The organism is Enterobacter sp. 342, from assembly GCF_036663495.1.
In the GTDB taxonomy this organism is placed as follows: domain Bacteria; phylum Pseudomonadota; class Gammaproteobacteria; order Enterobacterales; family Enterobacteriaceae; genus Enterobacter.
On the sequence record NZ_JAWUEI010000004.1, the window covers coordinates 24,923 to 46,191 of the forward strand.

A 21,269-nucleotide genomic window follows, 5' to 3' on the forward strand; every position below is an offset into this window, starting at 1 on the left:
AGTAAAAAGTGGAGTGGGTAATGAACAACGTAAACAGTCTGCACGCCGCGCCAGACCTGCAAGACAAAGACGAATCCATCTTTCAGGCGTTGATGACTGCGATTGTCGAACATCAGTTACTGCCGGGGAGTAAGTTGCCGGAAGAAGCGCTGGCCGAGGTCTTCGGCGTGAGCCGCACGGGCATCCGCAAGGTGCTGCAACGACTCGCGGCTGTGCAAATGGTCACGTTAACGCCCAAACGTGGTGCACATGTCGCCAGCCCGACTGTAGAAGAGGCGCAACACATCTTTCGCACACGTGCTCTGCTGGAGGTCGCCAACCTGCCGGATGTGCTGGCCCACTGCCAGCCGCCACATCTGGCAGCACTGGAAGCCATTATTCGTCAGGAACAGCAGGCGCACGAGGCGTACGACGGACCAGCGGCCATCCGCCATTCCGCCAATTTTCACATTCAGCTACAGGCCATCTCCGGCAACCAGGTGCTGACGGAGATGGTGACCAGCCTGAGCCAGCGCTCCTCGCTGGTGATTGCCACCTGGGGAGCACCGTGGCGTCAGGGTTGCCGCTGCAACGATCACGAACAGCTTGTGGAGTTGCTGCGTCAGAAAGCGCTCCAGCCGCTAAGCGATGCCCTGATGCACCATTTTGAACATATCGTCGCCAGCCTCTGTTTCGAGCGGGCGGGCGAGTGCCTGCCTGATTTTGCCCGGCTGTTTGCCGGCCACAAGGAGTCGTAATGTCTGTCTGTATACAAGTGATCAACCCCAACACCAGCCTCGCGATGACGGAAACCATCGGCGCGGCGGCCCGGGCGGTGGCTTCGCCGGGTACGGAGATCCTCGCGGTCTGTCCAACTGCAGGCGTGCCGTCGATAGAAGGCCATTTTGATGAAGCCATTGCTGCCGTTGGTGTTCTTGAGCAGATCAAAAAAGGCCGAGAGCAGGGCGTATCGGGCCACGTGATTGCTTGTTTTGGCGATCCGGGTCTGCTGGCGGCGCGCGAGCTGGCGCAGGGGCCGGTTGTTGGCATTGCCGAAGCCGCCATGCATATGGCCACGCTGGTGGCGACACGCTTTTCTATTGTCACCACGCTACCGCGCACGCTGATCATCGCCCGTCACCTGCTGCACCAGTATGGCTTTCAGGATCATTGTGCAGCCCTGCACGCCATCGATCTCCCGGTGCTGGCGCTGGAAGACGGTAGCGGTCTGGCGCAGGAAAAAGTGCGCACGCGTTGTATACAGGCACTGAAAGAAGATGGCTGCGGGGCCATTGTGCTGGGTTGCGGAGGTATGGCGACACTGGCGCAGGAGTTGACGCGCGAGTTGCGTGTGCCTGTCATCGACGGCGTCAGCGCGGCGGTGAAAATGGTGGAGTCGCTGGTGGCTCTGGGGTTGTCGACCAGTAAGCATGGGGACCTGGCGTTCCCGGAGAAAAAAGCGTTAAGCGGACAGTTTCAGGCACTGAATCCATTTTGAAGATGAGGGGAGACGTAATGGCGCTTTTTGAACAGGATTACCCGCGGGATCTGCGTGGCTACGCAGGTAACCCGCCGCACGCGCAGTGGCCGAATCAGGCGCGCATCGCCGTGCAGTTTGTGCTCAATTATGAAGAAGGGGCTGAAAACCACGTTCTGCACGGGGATGCAGGTTCAGAGCAATTCCTGTCGGATATCATCGGTGCTGCCAGCTACCCCGACAAACATATGTCCATGGACTCCCTCTACGAATACGGCAGCCGCGCCGGGTTCTGGCGGATCCACAATGAATTTCAAAAGCGTGGTCTGCCGCTGACGGTTTTTGGCGTGGCGATGGCGCTGGCGCGTCACCCGGATATTGTTGAGGCGATCAAAGCGGCGGATTACGACGTGGTTAGCCACGGCTGGCGCTGGATCCATTATCAGAATATGGACATCAGCCAGGAGCGCGAGCATCTGCAGAAAGCGGTGCATGTACTGACCGACCTCTTTGGCAAGCCGCCGACCGGGTGGTACACCGGACGCGACAGCCCTAACACGCGTCAGTTGGTGGTGGAGCACGGTGGTTTTGACTACGACAGCGACTACTATGGCGATGACTTACCCTTCTGGACGGAAGTGGCGTGCGGCGACGGCACCCGTAAACCACACCTGATTGTGCCGTACACGCTGGATGCTAACGACATGCGCTTCGCGACCGCGCAGGGGTTTAATACGGCCGAACAGTTTTATACTTATCTGAAGGACAGCTTTGATGTGCTGTATGAAGAGGGGGAAAACGCGCCGAAGATGATGTCCATCGGCATGCACTGCCGCCTGCTGGGGCGTCCGGGGCGTTTTCGCGCGTTGCAGCGGTTTCTTGATTATGTGCAGCAGCATGAGCGGGTGTGGGTCTGTACCCGCCAGCAGATTGCCGACCACTGGCGGGAAGTGCATCCGTTTCAGAAGTAATGTGTTGTGTTTAGCCGGGTGGCGGTTGCGCCTTACCCGGCCAGCTATCCTATGACATCACACTCACCTGTGCCGCCACGATCCGCCATCCACAGGCAAACCGCACCCACGTCTGCTGCTGGCGTCCAATGCGTTCTGTGCCCTCGCGGGTAAACTCGGTGCTGCACACGGCGTAATCTTCACCGAAGGTGGTGATCACCGTGTGACGCAACGTCCGCTGCAACCCGGCGGACGGACGTGCCGCACGAAAGGCGCGGATTTCCTCAATGCCATACAGGTTTTCACCCGCACCCAGCCGCACCGTATTTTTGTCATGCCAGAACAGCTCATCCAGCAACGCAATATTGTTGCTCACCAGCGCGTCTTCATAGCGGTAAAACGCGGATGTCACCTCTGTAACCACCCACGGGAGGTTAATATCATCGTGATTCATCATGCTGCACGCTCCGCCGGACGGGCATCGGTTATTCCACTCTCTTCCAGCACGCGCGCGACGCGCAGGCAGGCCTGCTCGTTAAACGGCGCGGCAATCAACTGCAGGCCAATCGGCGCACCCTGGGCGGTGCGTAGCGGAACGGTGGTGACGGGTAAACCCAGAAACGAAATCGGCTGCGTCAGCATCCCCATGCTGGCGCGAACGGGTAGCTGCTGACCGTTGATTTCCATGAATTGCTCGCCAATCAGCGTGGCACTGCGTGGTGTTGCCGGAGCGATAAGCACATCAGCCTGGGCGAATAGGGTTTTGAACGCCTGCCGGGCGTGCGTGCGAAAACGCTGGGCCTGGATGTACCAGGCGGAGGGGATCATCGCCCCTGCCAGCAGCCGTTCACGCGAGTGTGGTTCGAATCGTTCAGGCTCCTGGCGAAGCGCGGGCAGGTACTGATTTCCCCCTTCGGAAGCGCTGATGATAAACGCCGCGGAACGCGCCAGTTCGGCGTCCGGGAATTGCAGTTCATCCTGCACGTCGAGCGCTTTTGCCACCCGCGCTACGGCGTCGCGGGCGTCTGTGTCGCACCAGGTGGTAAAATAGCCGCCAAGCACGGCGCAGCGCAGACCATCAAGCCCGCGACCGAGCAAGGGGCGCGTCTGTTCGCGCGAGCTTTCTGCCTGAAAACCGTCGCTGGTATCCCGCCCTTGCAGCGCGTCGTATACCGACGCCAGATCGCTCACGCGGCGGGCAAACGGGCCGATATGGTCCAGACTTGCCACAAAAGGATGGCTACCGGAGCGCGATAAGCGGCCAAAAGTGGGCTTCAGGCCATATATCCCGCACAGGGAAGCCGGAACGCGAATGGAGCCGTTGGTGTCGGTTCCGAGCGAAAAGTGCACCAGTCCGGCGGAAACGGCGGCGGCAGATCCGCCGGACGATCCCCCCGCAATGCGTGCCAGATCGTGCGGGTTATGCGTCGCGCCGTAGTGGCTGTTTTCAGTGGTAAAGCCGTAGGCGTAGGCATCCATATTGACCATCCCGGTCAGCAACCCGCCAGCACTGCGCAACTGACGCACCGCAAAGCTGTCGGCGGCAGCGGCAGGGCGCTGGCTTAACAGTTCCGCCCCTGCAAGCGTGGTGTGCCCGGCAACGTCAAACAGGTTTTTCACCGCGTAGGGCACGCCTGCCAGCGGCGGCAACGGGCGTTTTTCCCGGCGCAGGGTGTCAATATTTTCGGCCTCGGCCAGCATGCGTTCTTCCGTTACGGCGGTCCAGGCGTTGATCTGCGGGTTAACGCGGGCAATCGACTCCAGCGTCTGGCGGGCAATCTCGCTCGCACTCAGCTCGCCCGCGCTCAGGGCCTGCTGGATCGCGCTGATACTCATCTCGTGTAGCCTCATGCTTTATACACTCCTGCAATCTCCAGACGGTCGTCGAGCGGTAACGCCATCAGCGGGGCGGCCATGGCGGCAATGCGGCTGAACTGCAATTGCAGCTCGGCGAGACGGGTATCGTCCAGCGTCACGCCGAGCACGGTTTCCATTTGCGCCAGATACGCATGCCAGTCGGGTTGTTGTGTCGTCATTGTTTTCTCCTCAGAATCCGGCGGCCGCGCCGTTGCTGCGCGGGTCAAATGCGCCTTCGAACAGGCCGTTCGGGTGGCGGACAATCGCGCCCGCGTGCCCCATGGCTTCACTGAAGTCAGGGAATATTTCCACCTCATGACCCAGCGCCCGGAGCTGAGAGACCGTCTCAGCGGTAAAGCGACCTTCCAGCTTTAACGTGTCCGAGGTTTGTCCCCAGGTGCGTCCCAACAGCCAGCGCGGACGGGAGATGCTCTCCTGCAGCGGAATGCCCTGAACGACGTAGCGGGTAAAGAGCGTGGCCTGGGTTTGTGGTTGCCCGTCACCGCCCATCGAACCGTAGACCATCACACGCCCGTCGTTCAGCCGTGCCGCCGCCGGGTTGAGGGTATGGAAGGGCTGTTTGCCGGGGGCAAGCGCCAGAAGATGATCGGGGTCGAGGCTGAAAGAGGCGCCCCGGTTCTGCCAGACGATGCCGGTATCGGGCAGCACCACGCCGCTGCCGAACTCGTGATAAATACTCTGGATAAACGACACGGCAAGCCCGCTGTTATCCATCACGCCCATCCACACCGTATCGCCGGGGCCTTTTCCGGTGCCCCACGGCGCGGCGCGACTGTCGTCAATGTGTCCGGCAAGTGTCTGAAGGGCTGCGGGTTCCAGCAGGCTCTGGATATCGGTTTTCAGCTCGCGCGGGTCGGTGATGTGGGTATCACGCAGACCAAAGGCCAGCTTGGTGGCTTCAACGATGCGATGAATCGTCCCGGCATCGTCGGCTTCCGCCATCTTCAGATGGTCGGTAATGCCCAGGATCGCCAGTGAAACCAGCCCCTGCGTCGGTGGGGCGAGGTTAAAGACTTCCCCCAGTTGATGCTGCAAGCGCAGCGGCGTGGTGCGCCGGGCGACATGTGCGTTTAAATCGGCCAGCGTAACGGGCAGACCCAGATTCACCATTCCCCGCGCCAGGCACTCTGCCAGCGGGCCGCGATAAAAACTGTCCAGACCGTCTTCCACCAGGCGTTTGAGCGTTGAGGCCATCGCGGGCTGGTAAAAACGGCTTCCGACCCGTGGCGGTTTCCCCTCCACCAGCCAGGTTTCCGCGAATCCGGGGATCTCTTTCAGTTCCTCGTATTTACTGGCTGTGGCGCTGGCCTGAGAGGCAGTGACCGGCGTGCCATTCTGCGCGTAATCAATGGCGTCAGCGAGCAGGCGGGACAGCGGTAGCGCCTTGCCGGTCATCTCGCGCGAGACCTTAAGTGCCTCGTCCCAGCCGCTGACCGTACCGGCGACGGTCAGCGCCGCCTGAGGTCCGCGATGGGGAATATGCGTCAGCCCGTCGTAGGCGGCGAGTGTTGCCAGCGAACCCGCCGCGCCACTGGCGTCAATGGCGATCGGATCACCTTCCGGCGGCACGATAAGCCAGAAGCCATCACCACCCAGCCCGTTCATATGTGGGTAAACCACGGCAACGGTGGCCGCCGCTGCGACCATCGCTTCTATCGCGCTGCCGCCTTCGCGCAGTATTGCCAGCGCGCTCTGGCTGGCAAGATGGTGGGGTGCAACGGCCATGCCGTGCGTGGAGACATTACTTTGCATGAAGCGTCCTCGTAACTCAGAAAGTCACAAAGTGCTGCAAAAGCTGTTCCAGTTCTGAAAGAAAAGTTTCAGTAAACTGGCACGTATAATGAAAGGTAGAATGAAAAGCAAAATGTGATGAAACAAAAGTTACAGAGGCGCTATGGAACAACTGGATGAACGTCTGAAAGCACAATACCCGTCACTGTCGCCGCAGGAGCAGCGGGTGGCGGATTTTATTTTCGATCACTTTGACGATCTGATCAGCTACAACAGCGCCGAGCTGGCGCAGCTTAGCGGGGTGTCGAAAGCCACCGTGAGCCGTCTGTTTAAGCGTCTGGGCTATGAAAAGTATAAAGAGATGCGCGATGAGCTGCGCACGCTGCGCCAGAGCGGGATGCCGCTTACCGATAACCGTGACGCGGTGCAGGGTAATACGCTGCTGGCACGTCACTATAAACAGGAGATGGCGAACCTGACCCAGTGGGTCAATGCCCTCGACGCGCAGCAGTTTGCCGACGCCATGGCCTGCATGGTGAAGGCGCGGCGCATTATCATTATTGGTATGCGTAACGCCTATCCGGCAGCCTTGCATCTCCGCCAGCAGTTGTTGCAGGCGCGCGGACAGGTGCTGGTGCTGCCGCAGCCCGGGCAGAGCCTGAGCGAAGAGCTGGTAGATTTAACCGCTGACGACCTGGTTATCATGATGGCTTTTCGCCGTCGCCCGCGCATTATCCGCCCGCTGATGCAGCAGCTTCAGCAAAGCGGAATCCCGGTGCTGCTGATGTGTGAGCCACAGGCCCACAGCCTGTTTCCGCTGGCGAGCTGGCAGCTTTGCGCCCCACTGGACAGCGTTTCGGCCTATGACAGCTATTCCTCGGTCAACAGTCTGATCAACCTGCTGGCGAATGCCTTTCTGCATGAGATTCTCGATAAAGGCCGTCCGCGCATTCACGAGATTGCCTCCCTCTACCAGCAACTGGACGAACTCGAACAACGATAATGGGGCATCAGGCTGGTGCTTTGCATCTAAATGGTGCATCTGGCGGGTCGGGAAAACACGCGTTTTTTCGACCCACCTGCGTTTTATAAGGCTTTACAAGAATATTTCCCGCTTCGCTTGATCTGGCACATTAGTTGCAAAATCACATTCAAAGAATCTTTTGTTTCATGTTAACGTTACGGGGAAGCACCATGAAAAAACTGTTGATTGCACTGACCGGGGCCGTATGTCTCTTCACACAACTGCCCGCAAAGGCGGACCAGCTTCAGGATATTGAGAAACGCGGCACCATCCGCATCGCCGTTCCGCAGGACTTCCCGCCGTTTGGCTCGGTGGGGACCGATCTACAGCCGCAGGGGTATGACATCGACATGGCGCGTTATCTGGCTAAACAGATGAAGCTCAAGCTGCAACTGGTACCCGTGACCAGCGCCAACCGTGTGCCGTACCTGCAAACCGATAAGGTGGATCTGGTCATTTCAAGCCTCGGTAAAAACCCGGAGCGCGAGAAGGTGATCGATTTTAGCCGCGCCTACGCACCGTTCTTCCTCGGCGTGTTTGGCCCGAAAGGGGCAGAGCTGAAAGATGCCGCCGCACTGAGCGGAAAAACCATCGGCGTGACGCGCGGGGCGGTGGAGGACATGGTGCTGACCAGCCTGGCACCGAAAGACGCTGACGTGAAACGCTATGAAGACAACAACACCACGCTGTCTGCCTACCTTTCCGGCCAGGTGCAGTATGTGGCCACTGGCAACCTGGTGGTGGCGGCCATTTCCCGCCAGAACGCGGCTAAAGCCCCGGTACCGAGCTTTATGCTGAAGGACTCGCCGTGCTTTATTGGGCTGAAAAAGAATGAACCGGCGTTGAAAGCAAAAGTGGATGCGCTGATTGAGCAAGGCATTAAAGACGGCACGCTGAACGGCCTGTCTGAGCAATGGCTGAAAGCTCCGCTGCCGGCAAACCTTGGCGCCTGAGCCGATGACAGAGCAACTTCATTTCTCCGAACTCTGGCCACACTGGCCGGAGTTGCTGGCGGGGTTGTGGGTCACCATTCAACTGACCGTTATGGCAACTTTTGGCGGCCTGGCAATCGGTATTTTTGGGGCGGCCATTCGCAGCGGGCGGGCGACGTGGTTCAGCCGGATCTGGGGTGGTTACGTAGAGATTATTCGTAACACGCCGTTTGTGGTGCAGCTGTTTTTTATCGTTTTCGGCCTGCCTAATCTGGGGCTGAAAATGACCGCCGGGGAAGCGGCGTTACTGGCGATGGTGGTGAATCTGGGGGCGTACAGCACCGAGATTATCCGGGCAGGCATTCAGGTTACCCCAAAAGGGCAATGGGAAGCCGGGCGCGTGCTGGGGTTAACGCGTTTGCAGACCTTTATCCGGGTGGTGTTACCACCCTCGCTGCAACGTATTTATCCGGCGCTGGTGAGCCAGTGCATTATCGTGATGCTTGGTTCATCGGTGGTGTCGCAGGTCTCGTATGAAGAGCTGACGTTTGCCGCCAACCTGATCCAGTCCCGAACCTTTCTGAGCTTTGAGGTTTACCTGGTGACAACCGGAATTTACTTAGTGCTGTCGATTACCCTGCGCCAGCTGATGATGGCGGCAGGACGGAAATGGCTGGGGGTGCAGGCATGACGACCACCTTTACCGACTGGGACATTATTCGCAACCTGCTGCTCGCCGGGCGCTGGACGGTGCTGCTGTCGCTGGTCGCCTTCGTTGGCGGGGCGGTGGTGACGCTGCCGCTCCTGCTGCTCCGCCTCACGGGGGGACGCACGGTGAAACGCATCATCCGCGGCTATATTGAGCTGTTTCAGGGCACGCCGCTGCTGATGCAGCTGTTCCTGGCCTTTTTCGGCGTGGCGCTGTTTGGCATTGATGTGTCGCCGTGGACCGCCGCCTCGCTGGCGCTGACGTTCTACACCAGTGCCTTTTTACTCGATATCTGGTTTGGCAGCATTCGTGCCCTGCCAAAAGGACAGTGGGAAGCATCGCGCTGTCTCGGGCTGACGTTTGGCCAGACGTTGTTTCGCGTGGTCGCCCCGCAGGCGCTACGCATCGGCATCGCCCCGACGGTCGGTTTTGCCGTGCAGGTGATCAAAGGCACTGCGCTGGCGTCGATTATCGGCTTTATCGAGCTGACCAAGGCCGGGACGATGCTGACTAACGTCACGTACCAGCCGTTTAAGGTCTTTGCGCTGGTGGCGCTGGGCTACTTTATTCTGTGTTATCCGCTGTCCCGCTACAGCCGCTATCTGGAGACGAAATTCAATGCCTCTCATCACCATTAATCAGGTGCAGAAGTACTACGGCGAAAACCACGTGCTCAAGGGGGTCGATCTGGATATCGACATGGGCCAGGTCATTTCGATTATCGGGCGCAGCGGGTCGGGGAAAAGTACGTTGCTGCGCTGTATCAACGGTCTGGAAGGGTATCAGGACGGCAGCATCAAACTCGGCGGCATGACCATTACCGACCGGGATTCCCAGGCGCGTGAAATCAGCCGCTCGGTCGGGATGGTATTCCAGAGCTTCAACCTGTTCCCGCACATGACCGCGCTGGAAAACGTGATGCTCGCTCCGCGTCGGGTGCTGAAGAAAAGCGCCGCCGAATGTCGGGAGCTGGCGCAGCGCATGCTGGAGAAAGTCGGGTTGGGTGACCGTCTGGATTACTACCCGTCGAGCCTCTCCGGGGGCCAACAGCAGCGCGTGGCGATTGCCCGCGCCCTGGCGATGTCGCCTAAAGTTTTACTCTGTGACGAGATCACTTCCGCGCTTGACCCGGAGCTGGTGGGCGAAGTGCTCAAAGTGCTGGAGCAACTGGCAGCCGAAGGGATGACGCTGATCCTTGTCACGCATGAAATGAATTTTGCCCGCGAAGTGGGCGACCGCGTGGTGTTTATGCATCAGGGAAAAGTGTGGGAGCAGGGAGACAGCAAAACGCTGTTTGCCAACCCGCAGACCACAGAACTGAAGCAATTTATCTCCTCCGTACGCGGCCTCAACTAATTAAGGACACCAATATGGACATCGCACATTTTCCGCAAATCAATCCGCCGCAGCGTCTGCTGATGGGGCCGGGGCCGATCAACGCCGACCCGCGCGTGCTGCGCGCCATGTCGAGCCAGCTGATCGGCCAGTACGATCCGGCCATGACTCACTATATGAATGAGGTGATGGCGCTCTACCGTGGGGTGTTCCGTACCGAAAACCGCTGGACGATGCTGGTGGATGGCACTTCCCGCGCGGGGATTGAAGCGATTCTGGTGTCGGCCATTCGTCCGGGAGACAAAGTGCTGGTGCCGGTGTTTGGTCGCTTTGGCCATCTGCTGTGCGAAATTGCCCGTCGCTGTCGCGCCGAAGTGCATACCATCGAGGTACCGTGGGGCGAGGTGTTCACCCCGGATCAGGTTGAAGATGCCATCAAACGCGTGCGCCCGCGCCTGCTGCTGACCGTGCAGGGCGATACCTCCACCACCATGCTGCAACCGCTCGCGGAGCTGGGTGCCATCTGCCGCCGTTACGACGTGCTGTTTTACACCGATGCCACCGCATCGCTTGGTGGTAACGCGCTGGAGAGTGACGCCTGGGGGCTGGACGCGGTCTCGGCCGGGATGCAGAAGTGCCTCGGCGGTCCGTCAGGGACATCGCCCATAACCCTTAGCACGCGGATGGAAGAGGCCATCCGCCGTCGTAAATGCGTGGAAGAGGGCATCCGTACGGATGCCCACCGCGACGGCGATGAGGAGATGATCTACTCCAACTACTTCGATCTCGGTATGGTCATGGACTACTGGGGGCCAGAGCGTCTCAACCACCACACCGAAGCGACCACCGCGCTGTTTGGCGCCCGCGAATGTGCGCGGCTGATCCTGCAGGAAGGGCTGGATAACGGCATTGCCCGCCATAAGTTGCACGGCGATGCGCTACTGAAAGGTATTCAGGCGATGGGGCTGGAAACCTTCGGTGACCTGAAGCACAAGATGAACAACGTGCTGGGTGTGGTGATCCCTCAGGGCGTGAATGGCGATCAGGTGCGCAAGCTGATGCTGGAGGATTTCGGGATTGAAATCGGCACGTCGTTTGGTCCGCTACATGGCAAGGTATGGCGCATTGGCACCATGGGCTACAACGCGCGTAAAGACTGCGTGATGACGACCCTGAGCGCGCTGGAGTCGGTACTCAACTACCTGAAATTTACCACCACGCAGGGTGCGGCGATGCAGGCCGCGTGGGATCACTACCGCAGTGAGACGCCAGAATGAGCCCGGCGGCAGAACGGGTGATGGCGCGTGCCGACGCGCTGGCCGCCATCAGCGAAAACCCGGATGCGCTGACACGGGTGTATCTCTCCACGCAGCATTTACAGGCCAACCAGCTTGTCGGGCAGTGGATGAGTCAGGCGGGGATGACCGTCTGGCAGGACAGCGTGGGTAATATTTGCGGACGTTACGAAGGCGAGCGAGAGGGCGCCCGGGCGGTGTTGCTGGGTTCGCACCTGGACACGGTGCGCAATGCCGGGCGCTACGACGGCATGCTGGGTGTGCTCACCGCAATCGAAGTGGTGGACAGTCTGCATCAGCAGGGTATTCGCCTGGCACAGGCCATCGAGATTGTCGGCTTTGGTGATGAAGAAGGCACCCGCTTTGGCATCACGCTATTAGGTAGCCGTGGTCTGACGGGAACCTGGCCGCAGGGCTGGCTGGAGACGAGTGATGCCGGTGGCATCAGCGTGGCGCAGGCGATGGTGCAGGCAGGACTCGATCCTTCACGCGTGGCACTGGCGGCACGCCATCAGGACGATTTCAGCGCCTGTCTGGAACTGCATATCGAACAGGGACCGTGTCTTGAGCAGGAAAGTCTGGCGTTGGGGGTGGTGGAAGCCATCAACGGTGCTCGCCGCCTGAACTGTCGCTTTACCGGTGAGGCCGGGCATGCCGGGACCGTACCCATGAATCATCGCAAAGACGCACTGGCGGCGGCCGCTGAATGGATGGTGCAGATTGAAAACACCACTCTGCAACACGGCGGCAATCTGGTCGCGACGGTCGGTGAGCTACGCTGTTTGCCCGGTGCGGTCAACGTGATCCCCGGTGAGGTTGCGCTTTCGCTGGATATTCGTGGCCCGCAGGACGCACCGCTTGACGCGCTACTCACTGAACTGCTGGCACAGGCACAGACGATAGCGACCCGGCGCGGGATGCATTTTGCTGCCGAAGAGTTTTACCGCATCGCCGCCACGCCATGCGATACGCGTTTGCAACGTCTACTGGGGCAGGCCGTTGAGTCGGTACAAGGACGATCGTTATCCCTGCCCAGCGGTGCCGGGCATGATACCATCGCCCTGGCGGAGCGCTGGCCAGTCGGGATGCTGTTCGTACGTTGCAAGGGGGGCATCAGCCACCATCCGGCGGAGTCGGTGATGGCTGAAGATGTCGCGCTGGCGATTGAGGCGTTTGGGCTGGCGGTGAGAACGCTTGGCGCGAACTGAGTTTTGCCTGGTGCGCTGCGCTTACCCGTCCTGCCATTCCCATTGGCCCGTGCAAGCGTAGCGCCGCCGGGCAAGGAACCACATTACTCCAGCCCCAGCGTATATTGCGCGATCTTGAAGTAGATAATCAGCCCGGTACCGTCGATCAGCGTGGCGATAAACGGCGCGGAGACGACGGCCGGATCAATGCCACAGCGCTTAAGCACCATCGGAATGACGGACGAGACAATGGCGCTCCACAGCGTAATGCAGACCAGGGTCAAACTGACGATGAGCGTAATTTCCATCCCAATGCCCATCATCCAGGCACGAATACACCCGGCCAGGCCGAGCGTGGCGGCAATCATCAGCGAGGTGCTCATCTCTTTACGCAGCACGCGGCCAACATCACGCAGATGCACTTCCCCCAGTGCCATGGCGCGCACCAGTGTGGAGGTGATCTGCGTTCCGCTGTTACCACCGGTACCAATCAGCAGCGGGATAAAGAACGCCAGCGCGATGGCGGATTCCAGAGCGTCTTCGAAATGTTGAATCACTGAACTGGTGTAGGCTTCTGCGACAAACAACAGCAGCAACCAGACGGAGCGTTTCTTCCACAGACTGAAGGCGCTGGTTTCCAGATAGGGTTTTTCCAGCGGCAACGTGGCCCCCTGCAACTGGGCATCTTCGGTGACGTCATCTTCCAGCAGATGTGCAATTTCGCGCTCGGTGAGGCAGCCAACCAGCTTTCCATGGGTGACCACAGGCACGACATCCGCACCACCGTGTGCCAGCAGGCCTGCGACATCGGCGCGTTCATCCTCCGGTTTGACCTGCAGAAACTGCGAAATCATCAGCGCCCTCACCGGTTGTACCGTATCGGTGGTCTGCAGTAATTTGCGCACCGCAATCATGCCCGCCAGGCGACCATTATCTTCAATAAAAATATGTGACGGAATATCATCATCTTTTAATTTCTCGAAGAATTGCTCGCGTGCCAGCGCCACGCATAATGAAATATCGAGGACAATAAAATCGGTATTCATATATTGCGCGATGGCGCTGTCATTGAATGCCAGGTTTTGGTTGTGAATAGCGTAAGACATAGTGAATTCCCTTTGAATAATAAAATCTCTCAGGGGCGAGCAAGACAGGGCATGTCGAAGAGGAGATCCCCACGTCCTGGTTTCAGCACTGTACACCGTATCCCGCGAGGGAAGTTATACTGACAAAGCCTTGATTCGACAGTGCCTGTTTTACCCTGTGCCGGTTCTCTCGAACCCACCAGAGCGATAACGTGTATTTGTACAGGAGCCTCGCCATAACGAGATCGTTGTAAAACGAAAGAAATAATACGCTTATTTTATTTTGCCGCTCAGAATTTTAAATAATGTTTAAGAATGGTTTAGGAGAATCTTATTAATGGAATGTTGAAGGTTTATTTAAGGTTGTTCATTTTAAATGGAGAGTGAAAAGAAAAATGGAGGAGGGGAAAATGACGTGGCTCGACAATCTGCTGAATCATTTTGCGCTTTATCCGACACACCTGTTTGCGGTGTTGTTTATCATGGCACTGAGTAAATCGACGGTGCTGATCTCTTCCGTACTGCCGCCTGCCTCGGTGATGCTATTGGCGGGCATTACCGTCAGTCAGACGAGCATGCATCCTGCGCTGGCATGGCTGGCCGTGGTAATAGGTGCAACGACGGGTTCGGTCCTGAATTACCATATCGGGCAGTTGATGGGGAACACACGGTGGGTGGCACGCTTCACCGCAAAACATGCCGACAAATTTTTACGGGTGCAACATCAGCTACAGAAAAACGGTGTGCTGGTGCTGTTCACTGCGCGTTTTCTGGCGGTGCTGCGCTATATCGTGCCGCTGGCTGCGGGTATGCTCAGGCTTAACGTGGTGAAGGTATACGTCGTCAGTCTGTTCTCTGCGGCCGTATGGGCGGCGCTGTACGTCGGCATTGTCACCGGCATCAGCGCCTTTTGAATTACAGATTTCCTGTTCCGCCGTCGACCAGCAGTTCCGTACCTACCGTGTAGCTCGATTCGTCGGAGGCCAGATAGAGTGCGGCTTTCGCCAGCTCTTTCGGCGTCCCCATTCTTCCCAACGGTACCAGGTTTGCAATATCCCCCTGTAAGGCTTTCTGCGCTTCGTCGCTTAACCCCAGCTTATTGAGCGCCGGGGTTTCTACCGGACCCGGGCTTAAACCGTTGACACGAATACCGCGCGCCAGCAGCTCTGCTGATAGCGTGCGGGCCAGCGACAGTAACCCCGCCTTGCTTGCCGCATAAACGCTGCTGGCGGGCAGACCGATACGTGCGCTCACGGATCCACAGAGGATCACCGAAGAAGGATTATTGAGCAGCGGTAGCAGAGCCTGAATCAAAAAAAACGGCCCTTTCAGGTTGATGCGCATCAGACGATCCCAGGCATCTTCCTGCCACTCTTCCAGCAGACCGTGCGTCACGTCTCCGGCGTTGATAAAGACGGCATCCAGCCGCGGCCAGCGGGAGGCGAGCCTCTCCGTCAGCGCTTTTTGTGCGGCGATATCTCCCGCATCAGAGGGGATCACCCAGGCTTTGTCGCCCAGAATGCGTTGCGCTTCGGCAAGGGTTTCCGGATGACGTCCGGTGACGGCCACGTATGCCCCTTCGGCGATAAACTCCTGCGCGGTGGCAAGACCTATGCCGCTGGTCCCGCCGGTAATCAGCGTATATTTACCTGCTAAACGACCCATGTTCTTCTCCTGAAATGACTCTGGAGAAAGCACTATAGAAACGTTAGTATCGAAAGGAAACCAGGTACCGTTTGGATACTAATGAGGCAAGAGGTGTGCGATGGCGGAATTACTCGATGTTCCCGGCGAAAAAAAATCTGACGTTTATCTATGTCCGATGACCCAGTTTGTGAACCTGATTTCGGGTAAATGGGCGATCCCGATCCTCTATCGCCTGATTGTGTTGAATACACCGGTTCGCTTTGGCGATCTGTTGCGCGCCGCCGCTCCCATTACGCAAAAAGAGCTAACGAAACAATTGCGTTTGTTCGAGCAGCGAGGGCTGGTGTCGCGCACGATTTACCCGGAGATCCCGCCACGTGTGGAGTATCAGATAACTGAACTGGGGTTAACCCTACAGGGCGCGCTCTCGCCGCTGGCCGCCTGGATGCGTGAATACGGCGACCAGCTCAAACGATAGACTACTGTTTGACATAGCGCGGTGCCGGAATCCCGGTGCGCGCGCTGTTAAACAGCTCAAGACGTGCGACTTCGTAGCGATCCCACAGGCTGACATCATGCATCGGTGGAATGGTGATCAGCTCACCCTGATCCAGACCCGCCAGTGAGGCATCAACCATATCGTCTGTGGTCATCACTGAGCCTTCCGGCAGATCGTTAACTGTCACGCCAGAATGACTCCAGATCTCTGTTGCCGTGGCGGCAGGTAAAACAGCCTGAATACGCACATTGCTGTCGGCAAACTCTTCCTGTAGCCCGCGGGTAAAGCTAAGCACCCACGCCTTGGTGGCACTGTACAGCGCGCTACCCGCCCGCACATGCAGGGACAATACCGAGGCGATATTGATCAGCGTACCGCGATTGTTCTGCGCCAGACGCGGCAGGATCGCATACGTCAAACGCATCAATGCCGTGGTGTTAAGGGTATTAATCGCCTGATGCTGCGCCACATCGCCCGCGAGGAAGGGCGCCATCTGCGCCGTGCCCGCGTTGTTAATCAGCGTGTCGATAGCGGTATTGCTGCGTAGTTCCTCTTCCACGGCGCGGATCCCGGTTTCCTCGGTCAGATCGGCGACCAGAATGTCGACTGATACGCCATAGCGCTTACGAAGATCCGCGGCCAGCGTTTGCAGACGCGCTTCACGTCGGGCAACCAGCACCAGGTTGGCACCGCGCGCAGCAAGACGATCGGCATAAACAGCACCAATTCCGGAAGAGGCACCCGTAATCAGGGCGGTAGTGAGTTGCGTAGTCATCGTGTGTTACCTCTGAGCAAAGTGGATTATTTGGTTTCAATATGAAACTGAATTCACTCTCTGCCATTTGGTTTTATAATGCAACCATTTTGCTGGCAATTTTTTGTTTTTGCCTGGCGAGGCGAGTCAGGAGGGGAGTTTGGGCACGATCTCTTCAGGTGTCAGTTCGCGGCCATCGTCGGCGATAAGTGCCAGTTTACGCAGAGGTTTACGCTGTTCGGTATCGACCAGCACGGTGCCGAATTCGTCTTCAGCAAACAAAAATTCATTGCCCCACTGCGACAGAGCAACCAGTACCGTCTGCAGGGCGCGCCCTTTATCGGTCAGGACATACTCCTGCCAGGCGCTGCCGTCGGATGCCGGCTGGAGTGTGAGGATACCTTCGTCGACCAGCAGTTTCAGACGCGTGGTCAGCATATTTTTCGCAATACCGAGGCTTTTCTGGAACTCACCGAAGCGCGTGATACCCCGCAACGCATCGCGAACAATCAGCAATGACCACCAGTCGCCAATGATATCCAGCGAACGGGCTACAGGGCAGGTGCTCTCTTCAAGACGGGTACGTTTCACAGTCAATTCTCCGGCGGGGTATGGTTTTATTATAAAACTAATCTGTCTACCGGGTAAGTCTGTTATTCATCAGTTTGAGAAATGCTTCCCGGAAAAGTGTCACGAATCTGTCACACTAAACGCGACATTTAAAACGAGTGAGGAATTAGGGATGAGAAAAGCACTACTCGCGCTGGCAATCGCCGGTTCCATTTCAGCGACATTTGGCGTGCAGGCGCAAGAGACGCCGGAAGGGTATCAGCTGGAGCAAGTTTTAATTATGAGTCGTCATAACCTGCGCGCGCCACTCGCCAATAACGGCAGCGTATTGGAACAATCGACGCCGAAGCAGTGGCCGGAATGGGAGGTGCCAGGCGGTCAGCTCACCACCAAAGGTGGCGTGCTTGAAGTCTACATGGGCCATTACATGCGGGAATGGCTGGCTGAGCAGGGGATGGTAAAGACGGGAGAATGTCCGCCAGCGGATAGCGTCTACGCCTATGCCAACAGTCTGCAACGTACTGTTGCCACCGCGCAGTTCTTCATCACGGGGGCATTCCCTGGATGCGATATCCCTGTGCATCACCAGGAAAAAATGGGCACCATGGATCCGACCTTTAATCCGGTGATTACCGATAACTCGCCGGAGTTCCGTGAAAAAGCGCTGAAGGCGATGGAAGCGGAACGGCAGAAAATGCAGCTCGGGGAAAGCTATAAGCTGCTGGAGCAGATGACCAATTACGCCGATTCGCCGTCCTGCAAAGAGAAGAAAATATGCTCGCTGGCAGACGCGAAAGATACCTTCAGCGCAGACTATGAAAAAGAGCCCGGTGTATCCGGACCGTTGAAAGTGGGTAACTCGCTGGTCGATGCGTTTACGCTGCAGTATTACGAAGGTTTCCCGGCCGATAAGGTGGCCTGGGGAGAAATCAAAACCGACCAGCAGTGGCGCGTGTTGTCGAAGCTGAAAAACGGCTATCAGGATTCGCTATTTACCTCTACCGAGGTGGCGCAAAACGTGGCGAAGCCTCTGGTGAAGTACATTGATAAAACGCTGGTCACCGAACAGGCAAAAGCGCCGAAAATCACCGTACTGGTAGGGCATGATTCCAACATTGCTTCGCTGCTCACTGCGCTGGATTTCAAACCGTATCAGCTGCACGACCAGCAGGAACGTACCCCGATTGGCGGCAAGATTGTCTTCCAGCGCTGGCATGACAAAAATGCCAACCAGGAGCTGATGAAAATTGAGTATGTCTATCAGAGTTCGGAGCAACTGCGAAACGCCAGCGTGCTGTCGCTGCAATCCCCGGCGCAGCGCGTGACGCTGGAACTGAAGGGATGTCCGGTTGATGCCAACGGTTTCTGTCCGGTCGATAAATTCAATGCGGTAATCAACAACGCGGCGAAATAGAAGTTCCCCCCCGCACTGGCGGGGGGGATTGTTTCAGACGTTTTTACGTTCGATGGTTTGCTCGCCCCAGAAGAGCGCGTCTTTGTCCGTCTTTTCGAAGGCGCGCATTAGCACTTCATCGCTGCCTTCTTCCCAAATCTGCTCTGCCAGCTTCTCGTCATATTTTGCGACTTCAAAAATGGCTTCGGCAATCTCCGGAGAGGTGTTGCGTAAACTTGCCCATTCGCCCACGCGGTGGGCTTTTGATTCTTGAGTAGGCATACTTGTCCTCCTGTTGGGTTAGCCGTTCAGTTTTTTGGCGAGACCTGCGACATATTCACCCTGATAGCGGGCGATAGTGAGCTCTTCATTGCTCGGCTGTCGGGAGCCATCGCCACCGGCAATGGTGGTTGCACCGTACGGTGTCCCGCCACGTACCTGAGAAACATCAAATAACTCCTGTGCACCGTAGCCAATCGGCACGATCACCATTCCGTGATGAGCAAGGGTCGTCCAGGTTGAGGTGATGGTTTGTTCCTGGCCGCCACCGGTTCCGGTGGAGCTGAAAACGCTGGCAAGCTTGCCGTACAATGCGCCTGAGGCCCATAACCCGCCGGTTTGATCGAGGAAGGTGCGCATCTGGCCGGACATATTGCCAAAGCGGGTAGGTGTCCCGAAGATAATGGCATCGTAATCTGCCAGCTCCTGAGGTGTGGCGACCGGGGCATTCTGTGTTTTTCCCCCGGCTTTGGCGAAGGCTTCCGCATGCATGGTTTCCGGTACGCGTTTCACCACAACCTCAACGCCATCCACCCTGTTTGCACCTTCTGCTACCGCGTGAGCCATGGTTTCGATGTGTCCATACATGGAATAATAGAGCACCAGAACTTTTGCCATTTTGCATCACTCCTCGTTTGTTTTTTCTGGCAGCGGATCGCTGCGTTCATTTAAAGATATGTCATCACAGCCAGACTGCAAAAATGAACGGCATTTCTTTGATTTATAACAAAATGGGCAAGAAAACGCTTTGTAGCAAAATGAAACAACTTTTTGTCGGTCGATTTTTGAAACGATAAGAAAGGCTTATTAATGGCCGTTACGCAATCTCATACGAAAGACTGAGATCATGTTGCAGGATATTACCTGTGACTTGCCTGATCGCCTCACTCCACTAAGCTTAGTCTCACGTGACACAGATAAAGGTACTCACCTTGTGTCGCGAGGTGAAAGAATCCTCTTTTACTGAATGCAATATGATGTCTAATGTTTCACATCCTGGAGGTTAGAGATGGCAAACCATCGTGGTGGTTCAGGTAATTTCGCTGAAGACCGTGAAAGAGCATCAGAAGCAGGTCGTAAAGGTGGCCAGTCCAGCGGGGGTAACTTTAAAAATGACCCTCAGCGCGCATCAGAGGCTGGCAAAAAAGGGGGTAAAAACAGCCATGGCAGTAACAAGTAATACGCCGGGCTGAACCCCTGCCGCCGGGATTTCCCGGCGGTTTTTTATTTCTGCAACATTGAACTGTAACCAAAGGCAACGCACACTACAGAATTGATGTTAATTTCTGGTGCCACATGTCTGTCTCACGCTTCAAATTCTCCGTTAAACCGCAGGAAGCCATCCTCATTCTTATCACCATGTTCTGGGGCGGGACCTTTCTGGCCGTCCAGTACGCGGTGACCCTCAGCGATCCATTCTTTTTTGTTGGTCTGCGCTTTGCGACGGCAGCGATTGCCGTGGGGCTGATATCGCTTAAAACGCTGCGTGGACTGACGCTTAAAGAGCTTAAGGCGGGCATCGCCATCGGGGTGGCAATTGCGATGGGCTACAGCCTGCAGACGTGGGGGTTACAGACGATATCCAGCAGTAAATCGGCGTTTATCACCGCCATGTATGTACCGCTCGTGCCGTTACTGCAGTGGCTGTGTCTTGGGCGATTACCGGGGCTGATGTCCTGTATTGGCATCGTACTGGCGTTTATTGGTCTGATTTTACTCGCCGGGCCGGAAAACAACCTGCTGGCACTGGGGCCGGGGGAGATCATCACCCTGGTGGGAGCCATTGCCATTGCGGCGGAAATTATTCTGATCAGCGCCTGGGCGGGCAAGGTTGACGTTAAGCGCGTGACGGTGGTGCAGCTCGCTACGGCATCGCTGGTGGCGTTTGCGACGATGGTTCCGGCAGGGGAGTCCGTGCCACCGATGTCCACCGGGTTGATTGTGGTCGCGCTGGGGCTGGGCATTTTTAGCGCCATTATTCAGGTCACCATGAACTGGGCGCAGCGCAGCGTATCCCCGACGCGGGCGACGGTGATCTACACAGGAGAACCCGTCTGGGCCGGGATTTTCGGGCGACTCGCTGGAGAACGTTTACCGCTGCTGGCGCTGGTTGGTGCGGCGTTTATCGTCGTTGGGGTGCTGGTGAGTGAGCTAAAGCTGAGGAAGCGCCAGAGAGAGGTGAGTGATTTGACCGTTGAATAAGGTTTTGATTGAAAAAATGCACAGATTTCTCCAGGATACGTACGGACAAATACCGTACATAGAAAAGTAAATCATGCCAGCACTTAAAAAACAGCGTATCGATCTTCGCTTAACGGACGAAGACAAAACAATGATTGAAGAAGCGGCGGCGATGACGAATCAAACGATCACTCAGTTTATGGTGAACAGTGCTTCGGAACGTGCTGCAGAAGTTATCGATCAGCATCGACGTCTCGTATTAAACGAAGCATCGTGGAATGCCGTAATGGATGCCATCGACAATCCACCCGAGCCGAATGAACGCCTGAAGCGAGCCGCGAAGCGTCTTAAAAACATGGAGTGA

The 21,269-nt window shown here is 57.2% G+C and carries 24 protein-coding genes, 2 pseudogenes and 1 riboswitch; of the genes and pseudogenes, 16 read left to right on the top strand and 10 right to left on the bottom strand.

Annotated elements, in window-relative coordinates; all coding sequences use genetic code 11:
* The first annotated feature begins 20 nt into the window (after positions 1–20).
* The 3 genes and pseudogenes from V6E55_RS04475 to puuE all read left to right on the top strand — a co-directional run.
* Positions 21–737 carry a GntR family transcriptional regulator gene (locus V6E55_RS04475; RefSeq protein ID WP_049008408.1) on the top strand — a complete coding sequence of 239 codons (717 nt, stop codon included), beginning with the start codon at positions 21–23 and terminating at the stop codon, positions 735–737.
* A pseudogene (gene hpxA, locus V6E55_RS04480) lies at positions 737–1,610 on the top strand (allantoin racemase). The gene V6E55_RS04475 and the pseudogene hpxA overlap by 1 nt, the downstream one beginning before the upstream one ends.
* Positions 1,576–2,427, top strand: a pseudogene (gene puuE / locus V6E55_RS04485) (allantoinase PuuE); the annotation flags it as partial. The pseudogenes hpxA and puuE, both read left to right, overlap by 35 nt.
* A 49-nt stretch (positions 2,428–2,476) precedes the next feature.
* Here puuE and hpxZ read toward each other — a convergent pair.
* Genes hpxZ through hpxW form a run of 4 tightly spaced genes read right to left on the bottom strand, consistent with a single transcriptional unit; the run spans position 2,477 to position 6,036 of the window.
* Positions 2,477–2,863, bottom strand: a complete 387-nt coding sequence (gene hpxZ / locus V6E55_RS04490) for an oxalurate catabolism protein HpxZ (RefSeq protein WP_316942270.1) — start codon at positions 2,861–2,863, stop codon at positions 2,477–2,479.
* Positions 2,860–4,257: an AtzE family amidohydrolase gene (locus V6E55_RS04495; RefSeq protein ID WP_316942271.1), complete on the bottom strand. Its 1,398-nt coding sequence runs from the start codon at positions 4,255–4,257 to the stop codon at positions 2,860–2,862. Before V6E55_RS04495 ends, hpxZ begins: the two co-directional genes overlap by 4 nt.
* Positions 4,254–4,442 (bottom strand): oxalurate catabolism protein HpxX, encoded by a 189-nt coding sequence (gene hpxX, locus V6E55_RS04500; protein WP_316942272.1) that lies wholly within the window; start codon positions 4,440–4,442, stop codon positions 4,254–4,256. Before hpxX ends, V6E55_RS04495 begins: the two co-directional genes overlap by 4 nt.
* Positions 4,443–4,452: 10 nt before the next feature.
* On the bottom strand, positions 4,453–6,036 hold the full coding sequence (hpxW, locus tag V6E55_RS04505) for an oxamate amidohydrolase (RefSeq protein WP_316942273.1): 1,584 nt from the start codon (positions 6,034–6,036) through the stop codon (positions 4,453–4,455).
* A 142-nt stretch (positions 6,037–6,178) separates the two neighbouring features.
* On the opposite strand from hpxW, the gene hpxU reads away from it, so the two are divergent.
* The 7 genes from hpxU to hpxK all read left to right on the top strand — a co-directional run bounded on the left by hpxU (position 6,179) and on the right by hpxK (position 12,518).
* A complete protein-coding gene (hpxU, locus tag V6E55_RS04510; RefSeq protein ID WP_316942274.1) occupies positions 6,179–7,018 on the top strand; it encodes a MurR/RpiR family transcriptional regulator HpxU in 840 nt (279 codons plus the stop codon).
* A 191-nt stretch (positions 7,019–7,209) separates the two neighbouring features.
* Entirely contained in the window at positions 7,210–7,992 is a 783-nt protein-coding gene (locus V6E55_RS04515) for a transporter substrate-binding domain-containing protein (protein WP_028019137.1), read from the top strand.
* Positions 7,993–7,996: 4 nt separating this feature from the next.
* Positions 7,997–8,662, top strand: coding sequence for an amino acid ABC transporter permease (locus V6E55_RS04520; RefSeq protein WP_236920196.1), 666 nt, complete (start codon positions 7,997–7,999; stop codon positions 8,660–8,662).
* On the top strand, positions 8,659–9,318 hold the full coding sequence (locus V6E55_RS04525) for an amino acid ABC transporter permease (RefSeq protein ID WP_114978284.1): 660 nt from the start codon (positions 8,659–8,661) through the stop codon (positions 9,316–9,318). Before V6E55_RS04520 ends, V6E55_RS04525 begins: the two co-directional genes overlap by 4 nt.
* On the top strand, positions 9,299–10,036 hold the full coding sequence (locus V6E55_RS04530; RefSeq protein ID WP_010429436.1) for an amino acid ABC transporter ATP-binding protein: 738 nt from the start codon (positions 9,299–9,301) through the stop codon (positions 10,034–10,036). The genes V6E55_RS04525 and V6E55_RS04530 overlap by 20 nt, the downstream gene beginning before the upstream one ends.
* 14 nt (positions 10,037–10,050) lie before the next feature.
* Positions 10,051–11,292 carry a pyridoxal-phosphate-dependent aminotransferase family protein gene (locus V6E55_RS04535; RefSeq protein WP_114978283.1) on the top strand — a complete coding sequence of 414 codons (1,242 nt, stop codon included), beginning with the start codon at positions 10,051–10,053 and terminating at the stop codon, positions 11,290–11,292.
* Positions 11,289–12,518, top strand: coding sequence for an allantoate amidohydrolase (gene hpxK / locus V6E55_RS04540; protein ID WP_316942275.1), 1,230 nt, complete (start codon positions 11,289–11,291; stop codon positions 12,516–12,518). Before V6E55_RS04535 ends, hpxK begins: the two co-directional genes overlap by 4 nt.
* 83 nt (positions 12,519–12,601) lie before the next feature.
* On the opposite strand, the gene V6E55_RS04545 is transcribed toward hpxK, so the two are convergent.
* Positions 12,602–13,603 (bottom strand): magnesium transporter, encoded by a 1,002-nt coding sequence (locus V6E55_RS04545; RefSeq protein ID WP_114978281.1) that lies wholly within the window; start codon positions 13,601–13,603, stop codon positions 12,602–12,604.
* Between the two features lie 60 nt (positions 13,604–13,663).
* Positions 13,664–13,833, bottom strand: a riboswitch (M-box (ykoK) riboswitch).
* Between the two features lie 159 nt (positions 13,834–13,992).
* Between V6E55_RS04545 and V6E55_RS04550 the strand changes: the two genes are divergently transcribed.
* Complete coding sequence (locus V6E55_RS04550; RefSeq protein WP_316942276.1) at positions 13,993–14,496, top strand: DedA family protein; 504 nt, start codon at positions 13,993–13,995, stop codon at positions 14,494–14,496.
* 1 nt (position 14,497) lies between these two features.
* Here the strand turns inward: V6E55_RS04550 and V6E55_RS04555 are convergent, their stop codons facing one another.
* Positions 14,498–15,247, bottom strand: a complete 750-nt coding sequence (locus V6E55_RS04555; protein WP_316942277.1) for an SDR family oxidoreductase — start codon at positions 15,245–15,247, stop codon at positions 14,498–14,500.
* 100 nt (positions 15,248–15,347) lie between these two features.
* On the opposite strand from V6E55_RS04555, the gene V6E55_RS04560 reads away from it, so the two are divergent.
* A complete protein-coding gene (locus V6E55_RS04560) occupies positions 15,348–15,707 on the top strand; it encodes a winged helix-turn-helix transcriptional regulator (protein ID WP_028019128.1) in 360 nt (119 codons plus the stop codon).
* Between the two features lies 1 nt (position 15,708).
* Here the strand turns inward: V6E55_RS04560 and V6E55_RS04565 are convergent, their stop codons facing one another.
* The gene (locus tag V6E55_RS04565; RefSeq protein WP_114978277.1) at positions 15,709–16,503 is read right to left on the bottom strand and encodes an SDR family NAD(P)-dependent oxidoreductase; all 795 of its coding nucleotides are present in this window, start codon (positions 16,501–16,503) and stop codon (positions 15,709–15,711) included.
* Positions 16,504–16,629: 126 nt separating this feature from the next.
* Complete coding sequence (locus tag V6E55_RS04570) at positions 16,630–17,073, bottom strand: winged helix-turn-helix transcriptional regulator (RefSeq protein ID WP_114978276.1); 444 nt, start codon at positions 17,071–17,073, stop codon at positions 16,630–16,632.
* Between the two features lie 151 nt (positions 17,074–17,224).
* Between V6E55_RS04570 and agp the strand changes: the two genes are divergently transcribed.
* Positions 17,225–18,466, top strand: a complete 1,242-nt coding sequence (agp, locus tag V6E55_RS04575; protein ID WP_316942278.1) for a bifunctional glucose-1-phosphatase/inositol phosphatase — start codon at positions 17,225–17,227, stop codon at positions 18,464–18,466.
* Between the two features lie 33 nt (positions 18,467–18,499).
* Here agp and V6E55_RS04580 read toward each other — a convergent pair whose 3' ends face one another.
* Positions 18,500–18,727 carry a YccJ family protein gene (locus V6E55_RS04580; RefSeq protein ID WP_028019124.1) on the bottom strand — a complete coding sequence of 76 codons (228 nt, stop codon included), beginning with the start codon at positions 18,725–18,727 and terminating at the stop codon, positions 18,500–18,502.
* A gap of 18 nt (positions 18,728–18,745) precedes the next feature.
* Positions 18,746–19,342: an NAD(P)H:quinone oxidoreductase gene (gene wrbA / locus V6E55_RS04585; RefSeq protein WP_114978274.1), complete on the bottom strand. Its 597-nt coding sequence runs from the start codon at positions 19,340–19,342 to the stop codon at positions 18,746–18,748.
* Between the two features lie 391 nt (positions 19,343–19,733).
* Between wrbA and V6E55_RS04590 the strand changes: the two genes are divergently transcribed.
* The 3 genes from V6E55_RS04590 (at position 19,734) to V6E55_RS04600 (ending at position 21,269) form a co-directional block, all read left to right on the top strand.
* A complete protein-coding gene (locus V6E55_RS04590; protein WP_001273664.1) occupies positions 19,734–19,904 on the top strand; it encodes a general stress protein in 171 nt (56 codons plus the stop codon).
* A 116-nt stretch (positions 19,905–20,020) separates the two neighbouring features.
* Entirely contained in the window at positions 20,021–20,926 is a 906-nt protein-coding gene (locus V6E55_RS04595; protein ID WP_114978273.1) for a DMT family transporter, read from the top strand.
* A 73-nt stretch (positions 20,927–20,999) separates the two neighbouring features.
* Positions 21,000–21,269 carry a type II toxin-antitoxin system TacA family antitoxin gene (locus tag V6E55_RS04600; RefSeq protein ID WP_028019121.1) on the top strand — a complete coding sequence of 90 codons (270 nt, stop codon included), beginning with the start codon at positions 21,000–21,002 and terminating at the stop codon, positions 21,267–21,269.